Source organism: Serratia rhizosphaerae, assembly GCF_009817885.1.
In the GTDB taxonomy this organism is placed as follows: Bacteria; Pseudomonadota; Gammaproteobacteria; order Enterobacterales; family Enterobacteriaceae; genus Serratia_B; species Serratia_B rhizosphaerae.
Window position 1 is genome coordinate 2,646,153 of the sequence record NZ_CP041764.1, and the last position, 16,962, is coordinate 2,663,114.

21 protein-coding genes are annotated in these 16,962 nt (G+C 57.7%); 10 read left to right on the forward strand and 11 right to left on the reverse strand.

Annotated elements, in window-relative coordinates:
- Window positions 1-82 precede the first annotated feature (82 nt).
- The 4 genes from FO014_RS12360 (at window position 83) to FO014_RS12375 (ending at window position 4,868) form a co-directional block, all read left to right on the forward strand.
- Complete coding sequence (locus tag FO014_RS12360) at window positions 83-1,306, forward strand: lactonase family protein (RefSeq protein WP_160029734.1); 1,224 nt, start codon at window positions 83-85, stop codon at window positions 1,304-1,306.
- Window positions 1,307-1,369: 63 nt separating this feature from the next.
- Window positions 1,370-3,286 carry a BglG family transcription antiterminator gene (locus tag FO014_RS12365; RefSeq protein ID WP_105232765.1) on the forward strand — a complete coding sequence of 639 codons (1,917 nt, stop codon included), beginning with the start codon at window positions 1,370-1,372 and terminating at the stop codon, window positions 3,284-3,286.
- Between the two features lie 108 nt (window positions 3,287-3,394).
- Complete coding sequence (locus tag FO014_RS12370; protein WP_160029735.1) at window positions 3,395-4,432, forward strand: hypothetical protein; 1,038 nt, start codon at window positions 3,395-3,397, stop codon at window positions 4,430-4,432.
- 19 nt (window positions 4,433-4,451) lie between these two features.
- Entirely contained in the window at window positions 4,452-4,868 is a 417-nt protein-coding gene (locus FO014_RS12375; protein WP_160029736.1) for a hypothetical protein, read from the forward strand.
- Between the two features lie 48 nt (window positions 4,869-4,916).
- On the opposite strand, the gene npr is transcribed toward FO014_RS12375, so the two are convergent.
- The 11 genes from npr to FO014_RS12430 all read right to left on the reverse strand — a co-directional run bounded on the left by npr (window position 4,917) and on the right by FO014_RS12430 (window position 13,051).
- Window positions 4,917-5,189 carry a PTS phosphocarrier protein NPr gene (npr, locus tag FO014_RS12380; RefSeq protein WP_015962012.1) on the reverse strand — a complete coding sequence of 91 codons (273 nt, stop codon included), beginning with the start codon at window positions 5,187-5,189 and terminating at the stop codon, window positions 4,917-4,919.
- Entirely contained in the window at window positions 5,186-6,040 is an 855-nt protein-coding gene (rapZ, locus tag FO014_RS12385) for an RNase adapter RapZ (RefSeq protein ID WP_015962011.1), read from the reverse strand. The genes npr and rapZ overlap by 4 nt, the downstream gene beginning before the upstream one ends.
- 127 nt (window positions 6,041-6,167) lie before the next feature.
- The gene (ptsN, locus tag FO014_RS12390) at window positions 6,168-6,629 is read right to left on the reverse strand and encodes a PTS IIA-like nitrogen regulatory protein PtsN (protein ID WP_105232762.1); all 462 of its coding nucleotides are present in this window, start codon (window positions 6,627-6,629) and stop codon (window positions 6,168-6,170) included.
- Between the two features lie 216 nt (window positions 6,630-6,845).
- Window positions 6,846-7,133, reverse strand: a complete 288-nt coding sequence (gene hpf / locus FO014_RS12395) for a ribosome hibernation promoting factor (RefSeq protein ID WP_015962009.1) — start codon at window positions 7,131-7,133, stop codon at window positions 6,846-6,848.
- Between the two features lie 23 nt (window positions 7,134-7,156).
- The gene (rpoN, locus tag FO014_RS12400; protein ID WP_160029737.1) at window positions 7,157-8,590 is read right to left on the reverse strand and encodes an RNA polymerase factor sigma-54; all 1,434 of its coding nucleotides are present in this window, start codon (window positions 8,588-8,590) and stop codon (window positions 7,157-7,159) included.
- Between the two features lie 51 nt (window positions 8,591-8,641).
- Window positions 8,642-9,367 carry an LPS export ABC transporter ATP-binding protein gene (gene lptB, locus FO014_RS12405; RefSeq protein WP_105232760.1) on the reverse strand — a complete coding sequence of 242 codons (726 nt, stop codon included), beginning with the start codon at window positions 9,365-9,367 and terminating at the stop codon, window positions 8,642-8,644.
- 6 nt (window positions 9,368-9,373) lie between these two features.
- Window positions 9,374-9,910 carry a lipopolysaccharide ABC transporter substrate-binding protein LptA gene (gene lptA / locus FO014_RS12410; protein WP_160029738.1) on the reverse strand — a complete coding sequence of 179 codons (537 nt, stop codon included), beginning with the start codon at window positions 9,908-9,910 and terminating at the stop codon, window positions 9,374-9,376.
- A complete protein-coding gene (gene lptC, locus FO014_RS12415) occupies window positions 9,879-10,457 on the reverse strand; it encodes an LPS export ABC transporter periplasmic protein LptC (protein ID WP_160029739.1) in 579 nt (192 codons plus the stop codon). The genes lptA and lptC overlap by 32 nt, the downstream gene beginning before the upstream one ends.
- Entirely contained in the window at window positions 10,454-11,008 is a 555-nt protein-coding gene (kdsC, locus tag FO014_RS12420) for a 3-deoxy-manno-octulosonate-8-phosphatase KdsC (protein ID WP_160029740.1), read from the reverse strand. The genes lptC and kdsC overlap by 4 nt, the downstream gene beginning before the upstream one ends.
- 62 nt (window positions 11,009-11,070) lie before the next feature.
- The gene (kdsD, locus tag FO014_RS12425; protein ID WP_160029741.1) at window positions 11,071-12,057 is read right to left on the reverse strand and encodes an arabinose-5-phosphate isomerase KdsD; all 987 of its coding nucleotides are present in this window, start codon (window positions 12,055-12,057) and stop codon (window positions 11,071-11,073) included.
- A 16-nt stretch (window positions 12,058-12,073) separates the two neighbouring features.
- On the reverse strand, window positions 12,074-13,051 hold the full coding sequence (locus FO014_RS12430; RefSeq protein WP_160029742.1) for a calcium/sodium antiporter: 978 nt from the start codon (window positions 13,049-13,051) through the stop codon (window positions 12,074-12,076).
- Window positions 13,052-13,392: 341 nt separating this feature from the next.
- On the opposite strand from FO014_RS12430, the gene mlaF reads away from it, so the two are divergent.
- From mlaF to ibaG, 6 genes are all read left to right on the forward strand, one after another.
- The gene (gene mlaF, locus FO014_RS12435) at window positions 13,393-14,196 is read left to right on the forward strand and encodes a phospholipid ABC transporter ATP-binding protein MlaF (protein WP_160029743.1); all 804 of its coding nucleotides are present in this window, start codon (window positions 13,393-13,395) and stop codon (window positions 14,194-14,196) included.
- 16 nt (window positions 14,197-14,212) lie between these two features.
- Entirely contained in the window at window positions 14,213-14,995 is a 783-nt protein-coding gene (mlaE, locus tag FO014_RS12440; RefSeq protein ID WP_015962000.1) for a lipid asymmetry maintenance ABC transporter permease subunit MlaE, read from the forward strand.
- A 4-nt stretch (window positions 14,996-14,999) separates the two neighbouring features.
- Window positions 15,000-15,527 (forward strand): outer membrane lipid asymmetry maintenance protein MlaD, encoded by a 528-nt coding sequence (gene mlaD, locus FO014_RS12445; protein ID WP_160029744.1) that lies wholly within the window; start codon window positions 15,000-15,002, stop codon window positions 15,525-15,527.
- Window positions 15,528-15,541: 14 nt separating this feature from the next.
- Window positions 15,542-16,171: a phospholipid-binding protein MlaC gene (mlaC, locus tag FO014_RS12450; protein ID WP_105232751.1), complete on the forward strand. Its 630-nt coding sequence runs from the start codon at window positions 15,542-15,544 to the stop codon at window positions 16,169-16,171.
- Complete coding sequence (mlaB, locus tag FO014_RS12455) at window positions 16,171-16,473, forward strand: lipid asymmetry maintenance protein MlaB (protein ID WP_160029745.1); 303 nt, start codon at window positions 16,171-16,173, stop codon at window positions 16,471-16,473. Before mlaC ends, mlaB begins: the two co-directional genes overlap by 1 nt.
- A 138-nt stretch (window positions 16,474-16,611) precedes the next feature.
- On the forward strand, window positions 16,612-16,866 hold the full coding sequence (ibaG, locus tag FO014_RS12460; RefSeq protein WP_015961996.1) for a BolA family iron metabolism protein IbaG: 255 nt from the start codon (window positions 16,612-16,614) through the stop codon (window positions 16,864-16,866).
- The last annotated feature ends 96 nt before the right edge of the window (window positions 16,867-16,962 follow it).

Genomic DNA, 16,962 nt, shown 5'->3' on the forward strand with positions numbered 1-16,962 from the left:
CGTAAAAGACGGCGCCGCGCAGTGCGGCGCCCCGTTTTAATGGGCGTGGTCGGTTGTGCCCCTACCTGTATCAAGGATAAATATGCGAAACTGGGTTACCCTGCGAAGCGCTCCGTTATTGGGCGCAGTATCCCTGGCGCTGCTGGCGATGGCCAGTCCGGCGCTGCAAGCTGAGGACGCCATGACGACCACCTCATCCCATTTTGCCTACATCGGCACCTACAATCCCAACGGCGAAGGCGTATACCGATTACGCGTTGACGCCGCCAGCGGCGCGCTGAGCGATAAAACGCTGGTCAGCACGCTGGCCAATCCCGCGCAACTGACGGTCGATGCCCGCGGCAGAACGCTGTACGTCGCCAGCGAAGTCGGCACGGCGGATGACGGTAAGCATGGCACGATTGCCGCACTGCGCATCAATGGCGAGGACGGCAGCCTGACGCCGCTCAATCAGGTGGATTCGCAGGGCGCGGGGCCGGTGTATCTTTCGCTGACGCCGAACGGCCGTCATCTTCTGGTGGCCAACTACCAGAGCGGCAGCGTGGCGGTCTTCCCAATAGACGCGGAAGGCAAACTGGCGGCGGCCAGTTCGGTACGGCAGCAGCAAGGCCCGGCCGGCGCGGCAAAACCGGCGGCGGCGGTAGCCGGCAGCTTTGCCGTCAGCGATCATAACGGACCGCATGCGCATATGATCGCCAGCGATCCGAGCGGTAAGTTCGTATTCTCGACCGATCTGGGGCTGGATCGGATCTATCAGTGGCGTTTTGACGATGCCAGCGGCCAACTGACGCCGAACGATCCGCCGTGGATCGCCGCTTCGTCGGCCGGCGCAGGGCCGCGTCATTTTGTCTTCCATCCTGACGGCAAAACGTTGCTGCTGGTGAATGAAGAGGCGTCCACGCTTACCAGCTACCGTTTTGATGCGCAACGGGGCACGCTGAGCCAGCTGCACGCGGCATCGACGCTGCCGGCGAATTATCAGGGCACCAGCTTCGCCGCCGGGCTGGCGCTGAGCCGGGATGGTAACAACCTGTACGTCGCCAATCGGTTGCACAACAGCGTCGCACAATTTAGCGTCGGCAAGGCGGGCGAGCTGACGCCGGTGGCGGAAACCTGGACGCGGGGTGATTACCCGCGCACTATCACTCTGGATCCCAGCGGGCGCTATCTGTATGCGCTGAATCAGCGCAGCGACAACGTGACGCGTTTCGCCGTGGATCCACACAGCGGCAAGCTCAGTTTTATTGCAGGATATACGCCGGTGGGCAGCCCATCGCAGATAGTCTTTGCGCCGGCGACGCAGTAACTCTCTGGTCGGTTTAGCGCAGCCCGCCTCGCGCTGAGGTGGGCGCTTAACATTGGAATGACAATGGTGAGATTTCCTTATCCTCGTTTAGCTTATCTGTTTGATGCGTTGCAATCGGAAACCCTGCCGCAGGATGAACTGGCGAAACGCCTGGCGGTTTCCACCCGTACGGTGCGTGCGGATATCACCGCACTGAATGATATTTTGGAAAAATACGGGGCGCGTTTTGTTCATAGCCGCGGCGCAGGCTATCGGCTGCAGGTGGATGACGCCAAGTTGTTCAATGCGCTGCAGCTGCAGGAACGCAGAAAGCATGCCACGCCGCGCAGCGCGCAGGAGCGCGTGCACGCCTTACTGGTGCGTTTTCTGACCTCAGCGTTTTCTCTGAAGCTGGAAGATCTGGCCGATGAATGGTTTGTCAGCCGCGGAACCTTGCAGAACGATATGGCTGAGGTGAGGGAGCGGCTGGCCGGTTACCAGTTAACCATAGAAACCAAACCGCGTTACGGCATGAAGCTGTTCGGCGCCGAAATGGCGATTCGCGCCTGCCTGACCGATTTACTGTTCCAGCTGCACCTGGCGAATGCGGAAAATCCGCTGCTGAATAACGATATCCTGCTGCAGCCGCAGGTGACGACCTTTGCCGGCCTGCTGCATCCGCTACTGTCGCAATACAATATTCGTCTGACCGATGAAGGCGAGCAGTACCTGATCTTTTACTGCGCCGTGGCGCTCAAGCGTATCAGCGACGGCTACCCGCTGCCGGAATTTGATGTGGAGGACGGCGACGAGGCGGTGCGCAAGGCGTCGACCTGGCTGGCGGGCGAGCTGAGCAAAGCCGCTGGCAAAGAGGTGTCGGCGGCCGAAGAGGCCTATCTGCGGGTGAATATCGCCGCACGGCGGGTGCAGGAGGTGCGTCCGACCGAAATCAACGCCGACGATGAAGAAGCGCTGGTGGATTACATCCTTTCCTATATCAATACCCACTATAACTACAATCTGCAGGGCGACAAGCAGCTGCGCGCCGACCTGCTCACCCACATCAAAACCATGATTACCCGGGTGAAATACCAGATCAATATTCCCAACCCGCTGCTGACCAATATCAAACAGCACTACCCGATGGCCTATGACGTTACGCTGGCGGCGGTTTCCAGCTGGGGCAAATATACCCCTTACACGCTGAGCGAGAACGAAATCGGCTATCTGGTGCTGCATATCGGCGTCGGGCTGGAGCGGCATTACAACATCGGCTATGAGCGCCATCCGCAGGTGATGCTGGTATGCGACACCGGTAACTCGACGGTGCGCATGATCCAGGCGCAAATCGCCCGCAAATATCCGCAGCTGGTGATGACGCGCACCGTTTCACTGCGTGATTACGAAGTGCTGACGCATATCGACGAAGACTTTGTGATTTCCAACGCCCGCGTCAGCGAGAAGAACAAGCCGGTGGTGGTGATGTCGCCGTTCCCGACCGAATATCAGTTGGAGCAGTTGGGCAAGCTGGTGCTGGTGGACCGCACCAAGCCGTATATGCTGGAAAAGTTCTTCGACGCCAACCACTTTATGGTGGTCAATGAGCCGCTGACCCAGGAGCAGCTATTCCGCAAGGTGTGTGCGCAGCTGGAGCAGGAAGGCTATGTCGGCGAGGATTTTTATCCTTCGGTGGTGGAGCGCGAAGCCATCGTTTCCACCCTGCTGGGGGAAGGCATCGCCTTGCCGCACTCGCTGGGGCTGCTGGCGAAGAAAACCGTGGTGGTGACGCTGCTGGCGCCGCAGGGCATCGACTGGGGCGACGGCGAAATGGCGCACGTAATCTTCCTGCTGGCGATCAGTAAAAGCGACTATGAAGAGGCGATGGCGATTTACGAACTGTTTGTGACCTTTGTCCGTGAACGCTCGATGAGCCGGCTGCTGGGCAGCAATGATTTTGCCAGTTTTAAAGCGGTGGCGCTGGATTGCCTGAGCCGGATATAAACCGGTTATTTCTGAGTGTCCGGCTTCACGAATGCGCCGTCTTTGCATTGACCATTATTTATTTTATCTTAAAAATCAAAGGCTCTCTTTGCTGACAGGAGTCACAAGATGGCCACGTTTCCCCGCCGACCCGTAGAACCCGGCTACTGCGTTGTTGAAACGCCGGGTTCATTAGCCTTTCAAGGAAGTACGCTGTTCGCCAATCCACGCAGCACTGCGGCCCGTTATTTTATGCAGATCAATGCGGATACGCCGTGGCTGAAGCCCGGGCAGATAGTGATTGTTGCCGATCCCGAACATTCACGCCAGGATGCGTTGCTACGGCAGTTATACCAGGCTAAGCGGGCGGTTAACCGGGCCATGGAGCCGGTTAACGTTGAGCAGGCGAACTTCCTCCAGCGCCACTATGCCGCTATTGCGACCATCCTTAACGGTACCAGCCGAGGGCTGGGGATGGCCAGCGATGCCGGCAAGCAGTACTTTATGCGCATCGACACGATTCTTAAGCAGATTGAGGCCAGCTATCAAAACCAGTTCCGCACTCAGGGAACGCTGATCGGCCAGCAGTTTTTTGTGGAAAGACAGCGGTTGTTTAACGAGTTGAAAGCATTGTTGGATAAACCGATCTTCAGTCGGCTCACGCGTAACCTCCTTAACCTGCACCCTTATGAGAGCATCAAGCGAGCGCTGAACCTCTCCAGCCGTTCCATTGTGCATGAGTGGTCAACGGCGGGTGTCGGAGCGATAAAGGGCTATGCGAGCTACCTGGAGGGCGCCGGCAAGGCGGTGAAGTTTATGAAAGGCGCGGGCTGGATTGGGATTGCGACCGCCGGGGCCAGCGCGACCAATGATATTTATCATGCCTGCACCCTTGGCCGAGAGAAGGAATGTACGCGGGTGGCGTTAAAAGGGTATGGTGCTTTCGGTGGCGGAGTATGGCTTGGTGCCGTTGGCGGTACTTGGGGAGCAGCAGCCGGAGGTGGGATTTGCCTGGCATTAGGTATTATCAGTGCCCCAACGGCAGGTGCCGCGGGTTTGGCCTGCGGACTTATAGGCACGGCCGCAGGAGGATTGGCCGGGGGATATGCGGGAGAAAAGTTGGGAGAATACGGTGGTAATAAGATGGCTGATTTACTACTGAAATAAGGGGCAGGGGAGATTTGCGATGTATACCTTTATTACTACGATGTTCTTGGTCCTTTTTTTCGGTGGTATCGTGCTTGGCTTCGCCAGTATGGTGTATTTTGCGTTTATCCGCCGGCGCTATGAGCAGTTGATTTCTCTGTATCAGCAGCAAGGTTTTTTTATGCCCAGCTACCATGGTTTTATGGCGCATTTGGGCTATTTCGGCAGTTTTTATCCCGTACGCTTTTTTTATCTTTTACTGACCGGTAAAAAGATTAAAACGGGCCGTAACAGCTACCTCTCCAATGAGCCTTATGTTTTTTTAAGCTCACGCCCTGTGGCGGAGATCGGCTGGATAAAAGGCTACTATTATTTTTCTTTAGTCTGGCTGGTTTCTGTCACGATAGGCGCGGTGTTTGGCTGTATTGATATGTTATTGAGTCATACGCCGCCATAAAACGCTTGATGAGCCGGGTTCGTACGGTCTTAAAGTGCCATCCGGCGCTTAATCTTCGTCGAAGCCGGAATTAAACAGCGCTATCACCGCGTCCAGCGCTTGCTGCGCCTGCGGGCCGCTGGCCTCGACCTCAATATGCCGGCCCTGGGCGGAGTCCAGCATCAGCAGCGCAATCACGCTGCTGGCTTCGGCTTCGGTACCGCTGTCGTTACGCAGAATCACCTCGGCGTCAAAACTCTGCACCAGTTCAAACAGCTTCATCGCCGGGCGGGCATGCATGCCCAGCCGGTTCTTGATTTCGACCGTTTGTTTGATGGTCATTGCTTGCGTTTTTCCAGCGTGCGGTGGCGCGACTGCACGTTCTTGCCGCGCGAGCGGAAGTAGTCCGCCAGCTGTTCGGCCACGTACACCGAACGGTGCTTACCGCCGGTACAGCCGATGGCGACCGTCAGATAGCTGCGGTTGTTGGTTTCCAGCATCGGCAGCCATTGTTCAAGGTAGCTGCGCGTCTGGTAGATAAAATTATGCACTTCGGTATGGCGGTCGAGGAACGACGCTACCGGCTTGTCCAGACCGGTCATCGGCCGCAGCTTAGGATCCCAGTGCGGGTTCGGCAGGAAGCGGACGTCAAACACGTAGTCGGCATCGATAGGGATGCCGTGCTTGAAGCCGAAGGATTCGAACACCATGGTCAGTTCGCGTTCGCGTTTGCCCAGCAGGCGGGTGCGCAGCATCTCCGCCAGTTCATGTACCGACATTTCAGAGGTGTCGATGATCAGATCGGCGCGCGAGCGCAGCGGCTCCAGCAGGTCGCTCTCTTCATCGATGGCGCTTTCCAGCGACAGGTTTTTGCTGGACAGCGGATGCAGGCGGCGGGTGTCGCTGTAACGACGGATCAGCGTATTGCGGTCGGCGTCCAGGAACAGCAGTTGCGGGGAGAAGCTGTCCGGCAGTTGCGTCATCGCATATTCGAATACTTCCGGTGACTCCGGCATATTACGCACGTCGATGCTGACCGCAGCGGAGCTGTTGCGTTCCGCCAGCGTTTTGGCCAGCTCGGGCAGCAGCACCACGGGCAGGTTATCAACGCAGTAAAAACCCATATCTTCCAGCGCCCGCAAGGCGACGGATTTCCCTGAACCGGAACGGCCGCTGACAATCATCAGCACCATGTGGCAACTCCCCCTGGCATCTCAGCGGCGTTTATGCCGCCGTTGGAAATATGAGCCCGGCGACGGCCGGGATCCGTGACAGACAAACAGTATCGTTATCGCCGGCGGAAGTCACGCCGGCAACCGGTTATTCCGTAATGATTTGATAAAGCTCCTCGTCGCTCTGCGCGGCGCGCAGGCGGCGGCAGACGGTTTTATCGGCCAGACGCTTGGCGACCAGCGACAGCGTATGCAAATGGGTCTTACACTGATCGGCCGGCACCAGCAGGGCGAACAGCAGATCGACCGGCTGGTTGTCGATGGCGTCGAAGGCGATAGGTTGGTCGAGACGGATAAACACGCCAACGGCCCGCAGTGTGTCCTCTTCCAGCTTGCCATGAGGGATAGCGATACCGTTGCCGATACCGGTACTTCCCATGCGTTCACGGGTGAGAACCGCGTCAAACACCACCTGCGGCGACAGGTTGAGCTGTTTGGCTGCCAGTTCGCTGATAATTTCCAGAGCGCGTTTCTTGCTGTTGCAGTGTACCGAGCTTCTGGTGCACTCGATGTTGAGCACCGAGCTTAATTGCATTATTTCGTCGTTCATCTCATCTTCACTTAAAATCACACGCTTAAGCTTGCTTAGCGCTGGTTTGGCGGTGCCAAACGCTCTGCGACGTCGTTGCTTAACGAGGCGATTTTTCGTCTGTTAAACCCTGATGGCTTATCGGCGCGTTATTCCGCAGAATAACGCGCCGATGGCAGCCCGGTAGCACGAAGGCTACGTTCAGGCCGCTGCCGCGGACGGTAGCGGCCCAGATTGTCAGTGTTGCTTCAATTTGTCTTTATGTTTGTTCAATTGCCGCGCCAGTTTATCAATCAGGCAGTCAATTGCAGCATACATATCTTCTTTTTCCGAGGTGGCGTGCAACTCGCCTCCATTCACGTGCACCGTTGCTTCCGCAATCTGCTGCACTTTTTCCACGGTGAGCACGACATAAACCTGATTAATGCGGTCGAAATACTGTTCTAGCTTGGCGAACTTGGTATTCACGAACTCACGTAACGGCTCGGTGATGTCGATGTGGTGTCCGGTAATGTTGAGCTGCATAATGTCTTCCTTCTCTATTGAGGTCAAACCAACTGTTTACGTTGGTTCGACGGCGGGATGGACAAAGACTCTCGGTACTTGGCGACGGTGCGCCGCGCCACCATGATGCCCTGATCGGCAAGCAGGGTGGCCAGTTTACTGTCGCTAAGCGGTTTGGCGGGGTTTTCCGCCGCGATCAATTTCTTCACCAGCGCGCGGATCGCCGTGGAGGAAGCCTCGCCGCCGCTGTCGGTGTTGACGTGGCTGGAGAAGAAATATTTCAGTTCGAAGATGCCGCGCGGGCTGTGCAGGAACTTCTGCGTGGTCACGCGTGAAATCGTCGATTCATGCATCTCCACGGCCTGGGCGATATCCGCCAGCACCATGGGCTTCATAAACTCCTCGCCTTGTTCAAAGAACGCCTCCTGCTGCTCGACAATACAGCGCGTCACCTTCAGCAGCGTATCGTTACGGCTTTCCAGGCTTTTGATCAGCCATTTCGCTTCCTGCAGGTTACTGCGGATAAACTGGCCGTCGGCTTCATTACGCGAGCTGTTGCCCAGTGCGGCGTAGTGTTGGTTGATCTTCAGACGCGGAATGCTGTCGGCATTCAGCTCGACAGTCCAGCGGTTGTGCACCTTGCGTACCAGCACGTCGGGAATGACATATTCCGACTCGCCGGTATTGATCGACTGCCCCGGGCGCGGGTCGAGCGACTGAATCAGCAGCATCGCTTCTTTCAGTGTATCTTCTTTTAGCCGGGTTGATCGCATCAGGCTGCGAAAGTCGTGGTTGGCCAGCAGATCCAGGTGTTCGCTGATGATCAGCCGGGCTTCGGCGAGGAACGGCGTTTCTTTGGCGTATTGAGACAGCTGAACCAGCAGACAGTCGCGCAGGTCGCGCGCCGCGACGCCGATCGGGTCGAAATGCTGCACCCGTTTGAGCACCGCCTCCACCTCATCAAGCGTGACGTCTTCCGCGCCGACGCTTTCCAGAATATCTTCCAGCGAGACGGTGAGATAGCCGGTGTCGTCGACGGCGTCAACGATTGAGGTGGCGATGGCGGCGTCGGTATCGGAGAACGGCGTCAGATCCACCTGCCACATCAGGTAGTCCTGCAGCGTCTGGGTGGTTTCCCCTTGATAGACCGGCAGCTCATCGTCGCGGTAATCGGTGCCGGTGCCCGATGGCGTGCCTGCGGTATAGATCTCGTCCCAGGTGGCGTCCAGCGGCAGCTCGTCCGGCATCTCCTTTTGCTCCAGCGCTTCGCGGGTATCCAGATCTTCGGTGTCGTTGCTCTCTTCCGCGTCGATCTCATCGTGCGGGTCGGTTTGCTCAAGCAGCGGGTTACTTTCTAACGCCAGTTGGATCTCTTGCTGAAGCTCAAGCGTAGACAGCTGCAGCAGGCGGATCGCCTGCTGCAGCTGGGGAGTCATCGCCAATTGTTGGCTGAGCCTGAGTTGCAAACCTTGCTTCATAATGTTCTTTCTATTTTTCCGTTAACCGTTACGTATCGCTGACGCAAGGCATTACAGGCGGAATTCTTCGCCCAGATAAACGCGTTTCACCTGCTCATCGCTCAGAATCGCTTCCGGCGTGCCGTGGGCGATCAGCTGGCCTTGGCTGACGATATAGGCGCGTTCACAAACGTCCAGCGTTTCACGCACGTTATGGTCGGTGATCAGCACGCCCAGGCCGCTGTCGCGCAGATGCTCGATGATTTTTTTGATATCGATAACGGAAATCGGGTCAACCCCGGCGAAGGGTTCGTCCAGCAGGATGAATTTCGGGTTGGCGGCCAGCGCGCGGGCAATTTCGACGCGGCGGCGTTCACCGCCGGACAGCGCCTGGCCCAGGCTGTCGCGCAGATGGGTGATATGGAACTCTTCCATCAGTTCGTTGGCCCGGTCGGCACGCTGTTCGCTGCTCAGATCGTCACGGATTTCTAGCACCGCCATCAGGTTATCGTAGACGCTCAGACGGCGGAAAATTGAGGCTTCCTGCGGCAGATAGCCGATGCCGCGGCGCGCACGGGCGTGCAGCGGCAGGATGCTGATGTCTTCATCATCAATGATGATGCGTCCGGCGTCGCGCTGTACGATGCCGACCACCATGTAGAAGGTGGTGGTTTTACCCGCGCCGTTTGGCCCCAGCAACCCGACGATTTCGCCGGAGTTCACTTTCAGGCTGACGTCTTCGACGACTTTACGGCCCTTGTAGGCTTTCGCCAGATTTTCTGCGATGAGTGTTGCCATAAGTGATTAGTTACTCTTCTGACCGTTTTTATCCTGCAACTGCGACGGCACCAGCACGGTCTTCACGCGTTTGCCCTTGTCGCCGTATGCCTGCATTTGCTGCTGCTGCACCAGATAGGTGATGCGCTCGCCTTTCACGTTGCTGTCGAGCTGCTCCAGATAGGCGTCGCCGGTCAGGGTGACCAGCTGCGGCGCCACGTCATAGCGCACTTTCAGCGAGTGTCCTTTTACCGGTTTGCCGTTGTCCTGCATCTGGTAGAAGGTTACCGGCTTACCGAAGGCTTCGATATAGGTTTTGTTCTGATCGCCGCCCGGACGGGTAACCACTACTTTGTCGGCCTTAATCTCGATGGTGCCTTGCTTGATCACCACGTTGCCGGTAAAGGTGCTGACGTTGCTCTGCATATCCAGAGACTGGTTCAGCGAGTCGATGCTCACTGGCTGATTGGCATCGGATTTCAGCGCCATGGCGGGGGCGCTGGCGGCCAAAACCAAGCTGCCGATCAACAGACTACGGAGTGGTTTTTTGTGTTTGAATTTCATAGTTGGTCTTAACCTTATCAATCAGCTCAGCGGTTTTGTTCCGCAGGTTCCCGCGCATTTTCATGCCGTTAGAATTAAAATTCGCGCCGTAAAGCGTTACTTCATCATCGGAGGACACATCCTGGGTCACCAGATTAACCTGAGCGTTGTCCGTTTTAATTTTTTCCAGCTGTGAGGTGGTGGTCAGGCTGTTCACCTCGACGTGACCGTACAGATACAGCATGCGGTCTTTGGTCAGTTTGGCGCGGTCGGCGCGCACCGACCAGGTGGCGACGGCGTTTTCGTCAAACAGCGTCATCACCGGCTGGGTAAACCAGCTCAGCTCTTCGGCGGTATAGTACTTGGCGCTTTCCGCCACCAGCTTATAGTTTAATTTACCGGCCGGGTTGTAGACGACGGTGACCGTTTGCTGACTCTGGTAAGTCGGGTCCGCCGAATTTACCGGCCCGGCCGTCGGTTCGTCATCGTAATCCGCCATATTCCAGCCGATCAGGGCCAGAACGATCAGCGCCAGTATAATGGTGATCCAGCGTTTGGTTTTGCTCATATCGACAGCCCTTTGGCGTCCTCCAGCTTGTTCTGAGCCAAAAGAATAATGTCGCACAGTTCACGCACCGCGCCGCGTCCGCCGGCGATGCGGGTGACGTAGTGGGCGCGCGGCGTCAGCAGCGGGTGGGCGTCCGCCACCGCCACGGCCAGGCCGACCTGTGCCATCACCGGCCAGTCGATCAGATCGTCGCCGATATAGGCCACCTGATCTGCCGACAGCGACAGTGTATCCAACAGTTCCCGGAAGGCCAAAAGCTTATCGGACTGCCCCTGATACAGGTAGCGGATGCCCAGCGTTTTTGCCCGGTCTTCCAAGAGTTTGGCAGAACGTCCGGTAATGATGCCGACCTCGATGTCAGAGGTCTTCAGGCAGCGGATGCCGTAGCCGTCGCGCACGTTGAATGCTTTCAGTTCCTCGCCGTTATTGCCCATATAAATCAGGCCGTCCGACAGGACGCCGTCGACGTCGCAGATCAGCAGACGGATTTTCCCGGCACGCGCCATGACGTCTTGCGTTACCGGCCCGTAGCAGGTTTCAACCATACTCATTGATTTTCCTAGTTATTCCTTCAATAGGGCGGTATCTCACGCCCTCTATCGCCTGTAAAAACTTATACAACGCCGGCGCGCAGCATGTCATGCATATGTACCACACCCAGCAGTCGGTCGCCATCGGCAACCAGCAGCGCGGTGATATGGCGCTGCTGCATCAGGTTCAACGCGTCTACCGCCAGCGTATGCGGCCGCACGCGCACGCCGCCGCGCGTCATGACATCGGCGATTTTGGCGTTGTTCAGATCGATACCCAGATCGAAGATGCGGCGCAGGTCGCCGTCGGTGAAAATGCCGGCGATGTTCATCTGATCATCGCAGATGACCGTCATCCCCAGGTTTTTGCGGGTGATTTCCAGCAGGGCGTCGCGCAACGTGGCGTCGGTGCCGACGTGCGGAATCTCGTCGCCGCCGTGCATAATATCGCTGACGCGCAGCAGCAGGCGACGCCCCAGCGCGCCGCCCGGGTGTGACAGCGCGAAATCTTCCGGCGTAAAGCCGCGCGCCTTCAGCAGCGCCACCGCCAGCGCATCGCCCATCACCAGAGTGGCCGTGGTGCTGGTGGTCGGCGCCAGGCCCAGCGGGCAGGCTTCCTGCGGCACTTTAATGCACAGGTGGATATCCGCCGCCTTGCCCATCGAGCTTTCCGGGTTGTTGGTCATGCAGATCAGCGGAATCTGCTGGCGCTTCAGCACCGGGATCAGCGCCTGAATTTCACTGGATTCGCCGGAGTTGGAAATGGCGAGTACGATGTCCTGCGGCGTGACCATGCCGAGATCGCCATGGCTGGCTTCTGCTGGATGCACGAAGAATGAAGGGGTGCCGGTGCTGGCGAAGGTAGCGGCAATCTTACAGCCGATATGGCCGGATTTGCCCATTCCCATCACCACCACTTTACCGCTGCAGGCGGCGATTTTTTCGCAGGCGCGGGTAAAGTCGTCATTGATGTAGCTGTCGAGCTGGGCCAGCCCGTCGCGTTCGATCTGGAGCACTTCTTTACCGGCCTGTTGAAAATCAAAGCCAGGTTGCAACTCAATATTCGACATGCTTTTTCTCGTATTCTTAGCCAAAGGTAGCGAATGGGTTGAAAAACAGCAGCGCAAGATACGCAATAAAACCACATAATAACAGAGCGCCCGCCAGATGGCCGATGCGATGTTTGCGCCCGATGCACAGCGCGCTGAGCGCCAGGCTGGCCGCCAGCATCACCCAGTAGTCGCGCTGGAAGGCGGCCGGGTCGAGTCGGCTGGGCGACAGCAGGGCGGGCACGCCGAGCACGATCGCCATATTGAAAATATTCGAGCCGATAATATTGCCGATCGCCATGTCGTCTTCGCCTTTCAGCGCGCCGGCTATCGACGTGGCAAGTTCGGGCAGGCTGGTGCCGACGGCGATCACCGTCAGGCCGACCGCCAGCTCGCTCATGCCGAAATAGTGGGCGATCACCGTGGCGTTATCGACCACCATCCGTGAGGCGAGCGGCAGGATAATGAACGCCAGCACCAGCCACAGCGTGGCGACGGTGGTACTGCCGTTTTGCGGCAGTTCGGCCATCTGTTCCGTGGTCAGGCTGTCGCAGCCTTCGCGCTGGGCCAGCCGCGCTATCTTCAGCATCAGAGCGATAAATCCGGCGGCGGCGGCTAACAGCAGCACGCCGTCCAGCCGGCTGAGTTGGTTGTTCATCAATACCAAACCGCATAATACTGTGACCGCCAACATCAGTGGCAGTTCGCGCCGCAGCACCTCCGATCGGGCCGCCAGCGGATGAACGATTGCGGCAACCCCTAAAATCAACAGGATATTGGTAATATTGGCGCCGAGGACATTGCCGACCGCCATGTCACTCTGGCCATTCAGCGCCGCGGTGACGGAGACGAACAGCTCCGGCAGCGAGGTGCCGATGCTGACGATCGTCATGCCGATAATCAGTGGCGGCACGCTCAGCGAGCGGGCGATCACCGCCGCGCCGTAAACCAGCCGGTCTGCGCCATATACCAGTAAAAACAGGCCAACGATAAATAATGCGATTGCGAGAAACATGCGAGTCCTTTGCGGGCGGTATTCCCCTGACGTTTTCACTGACGATCGCCGGTCTTCGCCAGGGCGTGCGCGGCGACGTGAAATCGACAGGTGGCCCGATGCGTTGGTCTAACCTGGCCGTGATTACTGGCCTGCGCCGATTAGTTGGGCGCCATCGCCAATCTGTGTCGTTATTTTTCGTGATGTGACTAATTTTGACCCTGTGCAGCGTAAAAGTAAAACTAATGGCATCATTGGTAGCGAAATGGCGGTAAGTTTTTGTAAAAATGCGCCGTATGGCGCCCGGTAGATTATTATCAGCGGGTGACATAGCCAATTAAGCCGTACAAGGATCCAAAAACATGCACCAGCAGGCAGATAATCTGGTCGAAGTGCGCGGCATGACGTTCTCCCGCGGCGATCGGCTGATATTTGAAGACATCAACCTGACGGTTCCCCGTGGCAAAGTGACGGCGATAATGGGGCCGTCCGGCATCGGCAAGACCACCTTGCTGCGCCTGATCGGCGGGCAACTGGCGCCGGATAGCGGTGACATCTGGTTCGACGGGGACAATATTCCCGCGTTGTCGCGGCATAAGCTGTACGACGCGCGCAAGAAGATGAGCATGCTGTTCCAGTCTGGGGCGCTGTTCACCGATTTAACCGTATTTGAGAACGTGGCTTTCCCGCTGCGCGAACACAGCCAACTGCCGGAGGCGCTGATTCGCACCACGGTGCTGATGAAGCTTGAGGCGGTGGGGCTGCGCGGCGCGGCGGATCTGATGCCGAACGAGCTGTCCGGCGGCATGGCGCGGCGTGCGGCGCTGGCGCGGGCCATTGCGCTCGACCCGCAGCTGATCATGTTTGATGAGCCGTTTGTCGGGCAGGACCCGATCACCATGGGCGTGTTGGTGAAGTTGATTGATGAACTGAACCATGCGTTGGGGATCACCTGTATCGTGGTGTCGCACGATGTGCCGGAAGTGCTGAGCATTGCCGACTACGCTTATATCGTGGCGGAGCACCGTGTGATTGCCGAAGGCACCACGCCGCAGTTACAAAACAATCCTGATGCACGCGTGCGCCAGTTCCTGGATGGTATTGCCGACGGGCCGGTGCCGTTTCGTTATCCGGCCGGTGATTACCAGGCCGAATTGTTAGGCTAAGGGAGTAGATATCCTCATGTTATTACAGGCGTTAGCGTCTCTTGGACGCCGTAGCATCAATATCAGCACCGCCTTCGGGCGCGCCGGTCTGATGCTATGGGGCGCGCTGATCGGGCGGCCTGAACCGCGCAGGCAATGGCCGCTGCTGATCAAACAACTGCACAGCGTCGGCGTACAGTCGCTGTTGATTATCATGGTTTCCGGGCTGTTTATCGGCATGGTGCTGGGGCTGCAGGGCTATCTGGTGCTGACCACCTACAGCGCTGAAGCGAGCCTGGGCATGATGGTGGCGCTGTCGCTGCTGCGTGAACTGGGGCCGGTGGTGACCGCGCTGCTGTTCGCCGGACGGGCTGGCTCCGCACTGACGGCGGAAATCGGTCTGATGAAAGCGACTGAACAGATCTCCAGTCTGGAAATGATGGCGGTCGATCCGCTGCGGCGTATCGTGGCGCCACGTTTCTGGGCCGGAATGATCAGCATGCCGCTGCTGACCCTGATTTTTGTCGCCGTCGGCATCTGGGGCGGTTCTATGGTGGGTGTGGATTGGAAAGGCATCGACAGCGGCTTCTTCTGGTCGGCGATGCAGGGCGCCGTCGAATGGCGTCAGGACCTGCTGAACTGCGTGATCAAGAGCGTGGTATTCGCGATAACCGTGACCTGGATTGCTATCTTTAACGGTTATGATGCGGTGCCGACCTCTGAAGGGATTAGCCGGGCAACGACCAGAACGGTGGTACATTCGTCTTTGGCGGTGTTGGGATTGGATTTTGTGCTGACAGCACTGATGTTTGGGAATTGAGTCGATGCAAACGAAGAAGAGTGAAATCTGGGTTGGGGTATTTATGCTGATTGCGCTGGCCGCGATCGTCTTTATCTGCCTGCAGGTGGCCAATGTGAAATCTATCGGCAACGAGCCGACCTACCGTATCTACGCCACTTTCGATAACATTGGTGGCCTGAAGGCGCGTTCGCCGGTGAAGATTGGCGGGGTGGTGATTGGCCGCGTGGCGGATATCGAACTGGATCCGAAAACGTATTCGCCGCGCGTCGCGCTGGATATTCAGGATAAATACAATCAGATCCCGGATACCAGTTCTCTGGCGATCCGTACTTCCGGCCTGTTGGGGGAACAATTTCTTGCCCTGAACGTCGGTTTTGAAGACCCGGAAATGGGGACTGCCATTCTCAAGGATGGCGGTACCATTCAGGACACGAAATCAGCAATGGTGCTGGAAGATCTGATCGGCCAGTTCCTGTATAAAAGCGGCGGTCAGGATGAAGCCAAGCCGGATGCTGCGGCCGCAGCGCCGGCAGCCGCCCCGAGTCATTAAAAGAGGATACCTGCATGTTTAAACGTTTATTGATGGTTGCCCTGTTGGTGGTTGCACCGCTGGCGAGCGCGGCGGACCAGACCAACCCATACAGCATGATGCAAGAGGCGGCGGAGAAGACTTTCACCCGTCTGAAAACCGAGCAGCCGAAAATCAAGCAGGATCCGAACTCTCTGCGTTCTATCGTGCACGAAGAGCTGATGCCGTACGTTCAGGTAAAATACGCCGGTGCGCTGGTGCTGGGCCGCTATTACAAGGAAGCGACGCCGGCGCAGCGTGAAGCCTACTTCACCGCGTTCCAGGCTTATCTGGAGCAGGCGTACGGCCAGGCGCTGGCGCTGTATCACGGCCAGACCTACCAGATTGCGCCGCAGCAGCCGCTGGGGGACGCCAACATCGTGGCGATTCGCGTCACCATTATCGATACCAATGGCCGTCCGCCGGTGCGCCTCGATTTCCAATGGCGTAAAAACAGCAAAACCGGCCATTGGCAGGCGTATGACATGATCGCCGAAGGCGTCAGCATGATCACCACCAAGCAGAATGAGTGGGCGTCAACGCTGCGTACCAAAGGCATCGACGGTCTGACCCAGCAGCTGCAGGCGGCGGCTAAACAGCCGATTACGCTGGATCAGAAAAAGTAATGGCCGAGTCTCTGCGCTTTGACGACCAGCCGCAGACGCTGGTGTTGCACGGCGATCTGGACCGGGAAACGCTGCTGCCGCTGTGGCGGCAGCGCGCCGAGTTGCTGAAAGGCAAAACGGCGATTGACGTGGCGCAGCTGCGCCGCGTGGACTCTTCCGGCTTGGCGCTGCTGGTGCACCTGCGGGCCGAACAGCTGCGCAACGGCGTGGAATTGAAAATTTCCGGCGCCACCGACCGTCTGAAAACGCTGATCGCGCTGTACAATCTGCAGGAGATAATGCCTGTTGAGACGCAGGGTTAGGCGCGGTTTACCGGTACGACGGCAGCAACATCTCTGAAAGCCCCTGTTCTACAGGGGCTTTTTCTTTAGTTTAAGAAAGCGCCGTATTCCTCTAAGATAACAGGCTGATTATGATCCTTTGCAGCAGAACGGGATACCATGGAAAATAGCGAAATTAAAGACGTGCTGATGAACGCATTGGCGCTGGAAGAAGTGCAGGTGACGGGCGACGGCAGCCACTTTCAGGTGATTGCGGTCGGTGAACTGTTTGGCGCCATGAGCCGCGTCAAACAGCAGCAGGCGATCTATGCGCCGCTGATGGAATACATTGCCGACAACCGCATTCATGCCCTGTCGATCAAGGCATACACCCCTGAAGAGTGGAAGCGGGATCGCAAACTCAACGGATTTTAAGGCTGCGGGCCTTTCGGGCCGGCAGCGTTGATACCCGGTTGACCAACGGCGCAGGCAAGGGAGCGCAGCGGCGCGCCTACGGGCGGCCAGTGTGCG

What these genes read in the sequence shown, in the direction of transcription:
- FO014_RS12360 (WP_160029734.1), top strand. Translation starts at nt 83, where the DNA reads ATGCGAAACTGGGTTACCCTGCGAAGCGCTCCGTTATTGGGCGCAGTA.
- FO014_RS12365 (WP_105232765.1), top strand. Translation starts at nt 1,370, where the DNA reads ATGGTGAGATTTCCTTATCCTCGTTTAGCTTATCTGTTTGATGCGTTG.
- FO014_RS12370 (WP_160029735.1), top strand. Translation starts at nt 3,395, where the DNA reads ATGGCCACGTTTCCCCGCCGACCCGTAGAACCCGGCTACTGCGTTGTT.
- FO014_RS12375 (WP_160029736.1), top strand. Translation starts at nt 4,452, where the DNA reads ATGTATACCTTTATTACTACGATGTTCTTGGTCCTTTTTTTCGGTGGT.
- npr (WP_015962012.1), bottom strand. Translation starts at nt 5,189, where the DNA reads ATGACCATCAAACAAACGGTCGAAATCAAGAACCGGCTGGGCATGCAT.
- rapZ (WP_015962011.1), bottom strand. Translation starts at nt 6,040, where the DNA reads ATGGTGCTGATGATTGTCAGCGGCCGTTCCGGTTCAGGGAAATCCGTC.
- ptsN (WP_105232762.1), bottom strand. Translation starts at nt 6,629, where the DNA reads ATGAACGACGAAATAATGCAATTAAGCTCGGTGCTCAACATCGAGTGC.
- hpf (WP_015962009.1), bottom strand. Translation starts at nt 7,133, where the DNA reads ATGCAGCTCAACATTACCGGACACCACATCGACATCACCGAGCCGTTA.
- rpoN (WP_160029737.1), bottom strand. Translation starts at nt 8,590, where the DNA reads ATGAAGCAAGGTTTGCAACTCAGGCTCAGCCAACAATTGGCGATGACT.
- lptB (WP_105232760.1), bottom strand. Translation starts at nt 9,367, where the DNA reads ATGGCAACACTCATCGCAGAAAATCTGGCGAAAGCCTACAAGGGCCGT.
- lptA (WP_160029738.1), bottom strand. Translation starts at nt 9,910, where the DNA reads ATGAAATTCAAACACAAAAAACCACTCCGTAGTCTGTTGATCGGCAGC.
- lptC (WP_160029739.1), bottom strand. Translation starts at nt 10,457, where the DNA reads ATGAGCAAAACCAAACGCTGGATCACCATTATACTGGCGCTGATCGTT.
- kdsC (WP_160029740.1), bottom strand. Translation starts at nt 11,008, where the DNA reads ATGAGTATGGTTGAAACCTGCTACGGGCCGGTAACGCAAGACGTCATG.
- kdsD (WP_160029741.1), bottom strand. Translation starts at nt 12,057, where the DNA reads ATGTCGAATATTGAGTTGCAACCTGGCTTTGATTTTCAACAGGCCGGT.
- FO014_RS12430 (WP_160029742.1), bottom strand. Translation starts at nt 13,051, where the DNA reads ATGTTTCTCGCAATCGCATTATTTATCGTTGGCCTGTTTTTACTGGTA.
- mlaF (WP_160029743.1), top strand. Translation starts at nt 13,393, where the DNA reads ATGCACCAGCAGGCAGATAATCTGGTCGAAGTGCGCGGCATGACGTTC.
- mlaE (WP_015962000.1), top strand. Translation starts at nt 14,213, where the DNA reads ATGTTATTACAGGCGTTAGCGTCTCTTGGACGCCGTAGCATCAATATC.
- mlaD (WP_160029744.1), top strand. Translation starts at nt 15,000, where the DNA reads ATGCAAACGAAGAAGAGTGAAATCTGGGTTGGGGTATTTATGCTGATT.
- mlaC (WP_105232751.1), top strand. Translation starts at nt 15,542, where the DNA reads ATGTTTAAACGTTTATTGATGGTTGCCCTGTTGGTGGTTGCACCGCTG.
- mlaB (WP_160029745.1), top strand. Translation starts at nt 16,171, where the DNA reads ATGGCCGAGTCTCTGCGCTTTGACGACCAGCCGCAGACGCTGGTGTTG.
- ibaG (WP_015961996.1), top strand. Translation starts at nt 16,612, where the DNA reads ATGGAAAATAGCGAAATTAAAGACGTGCTGATGAACGCATTGGCGCTG.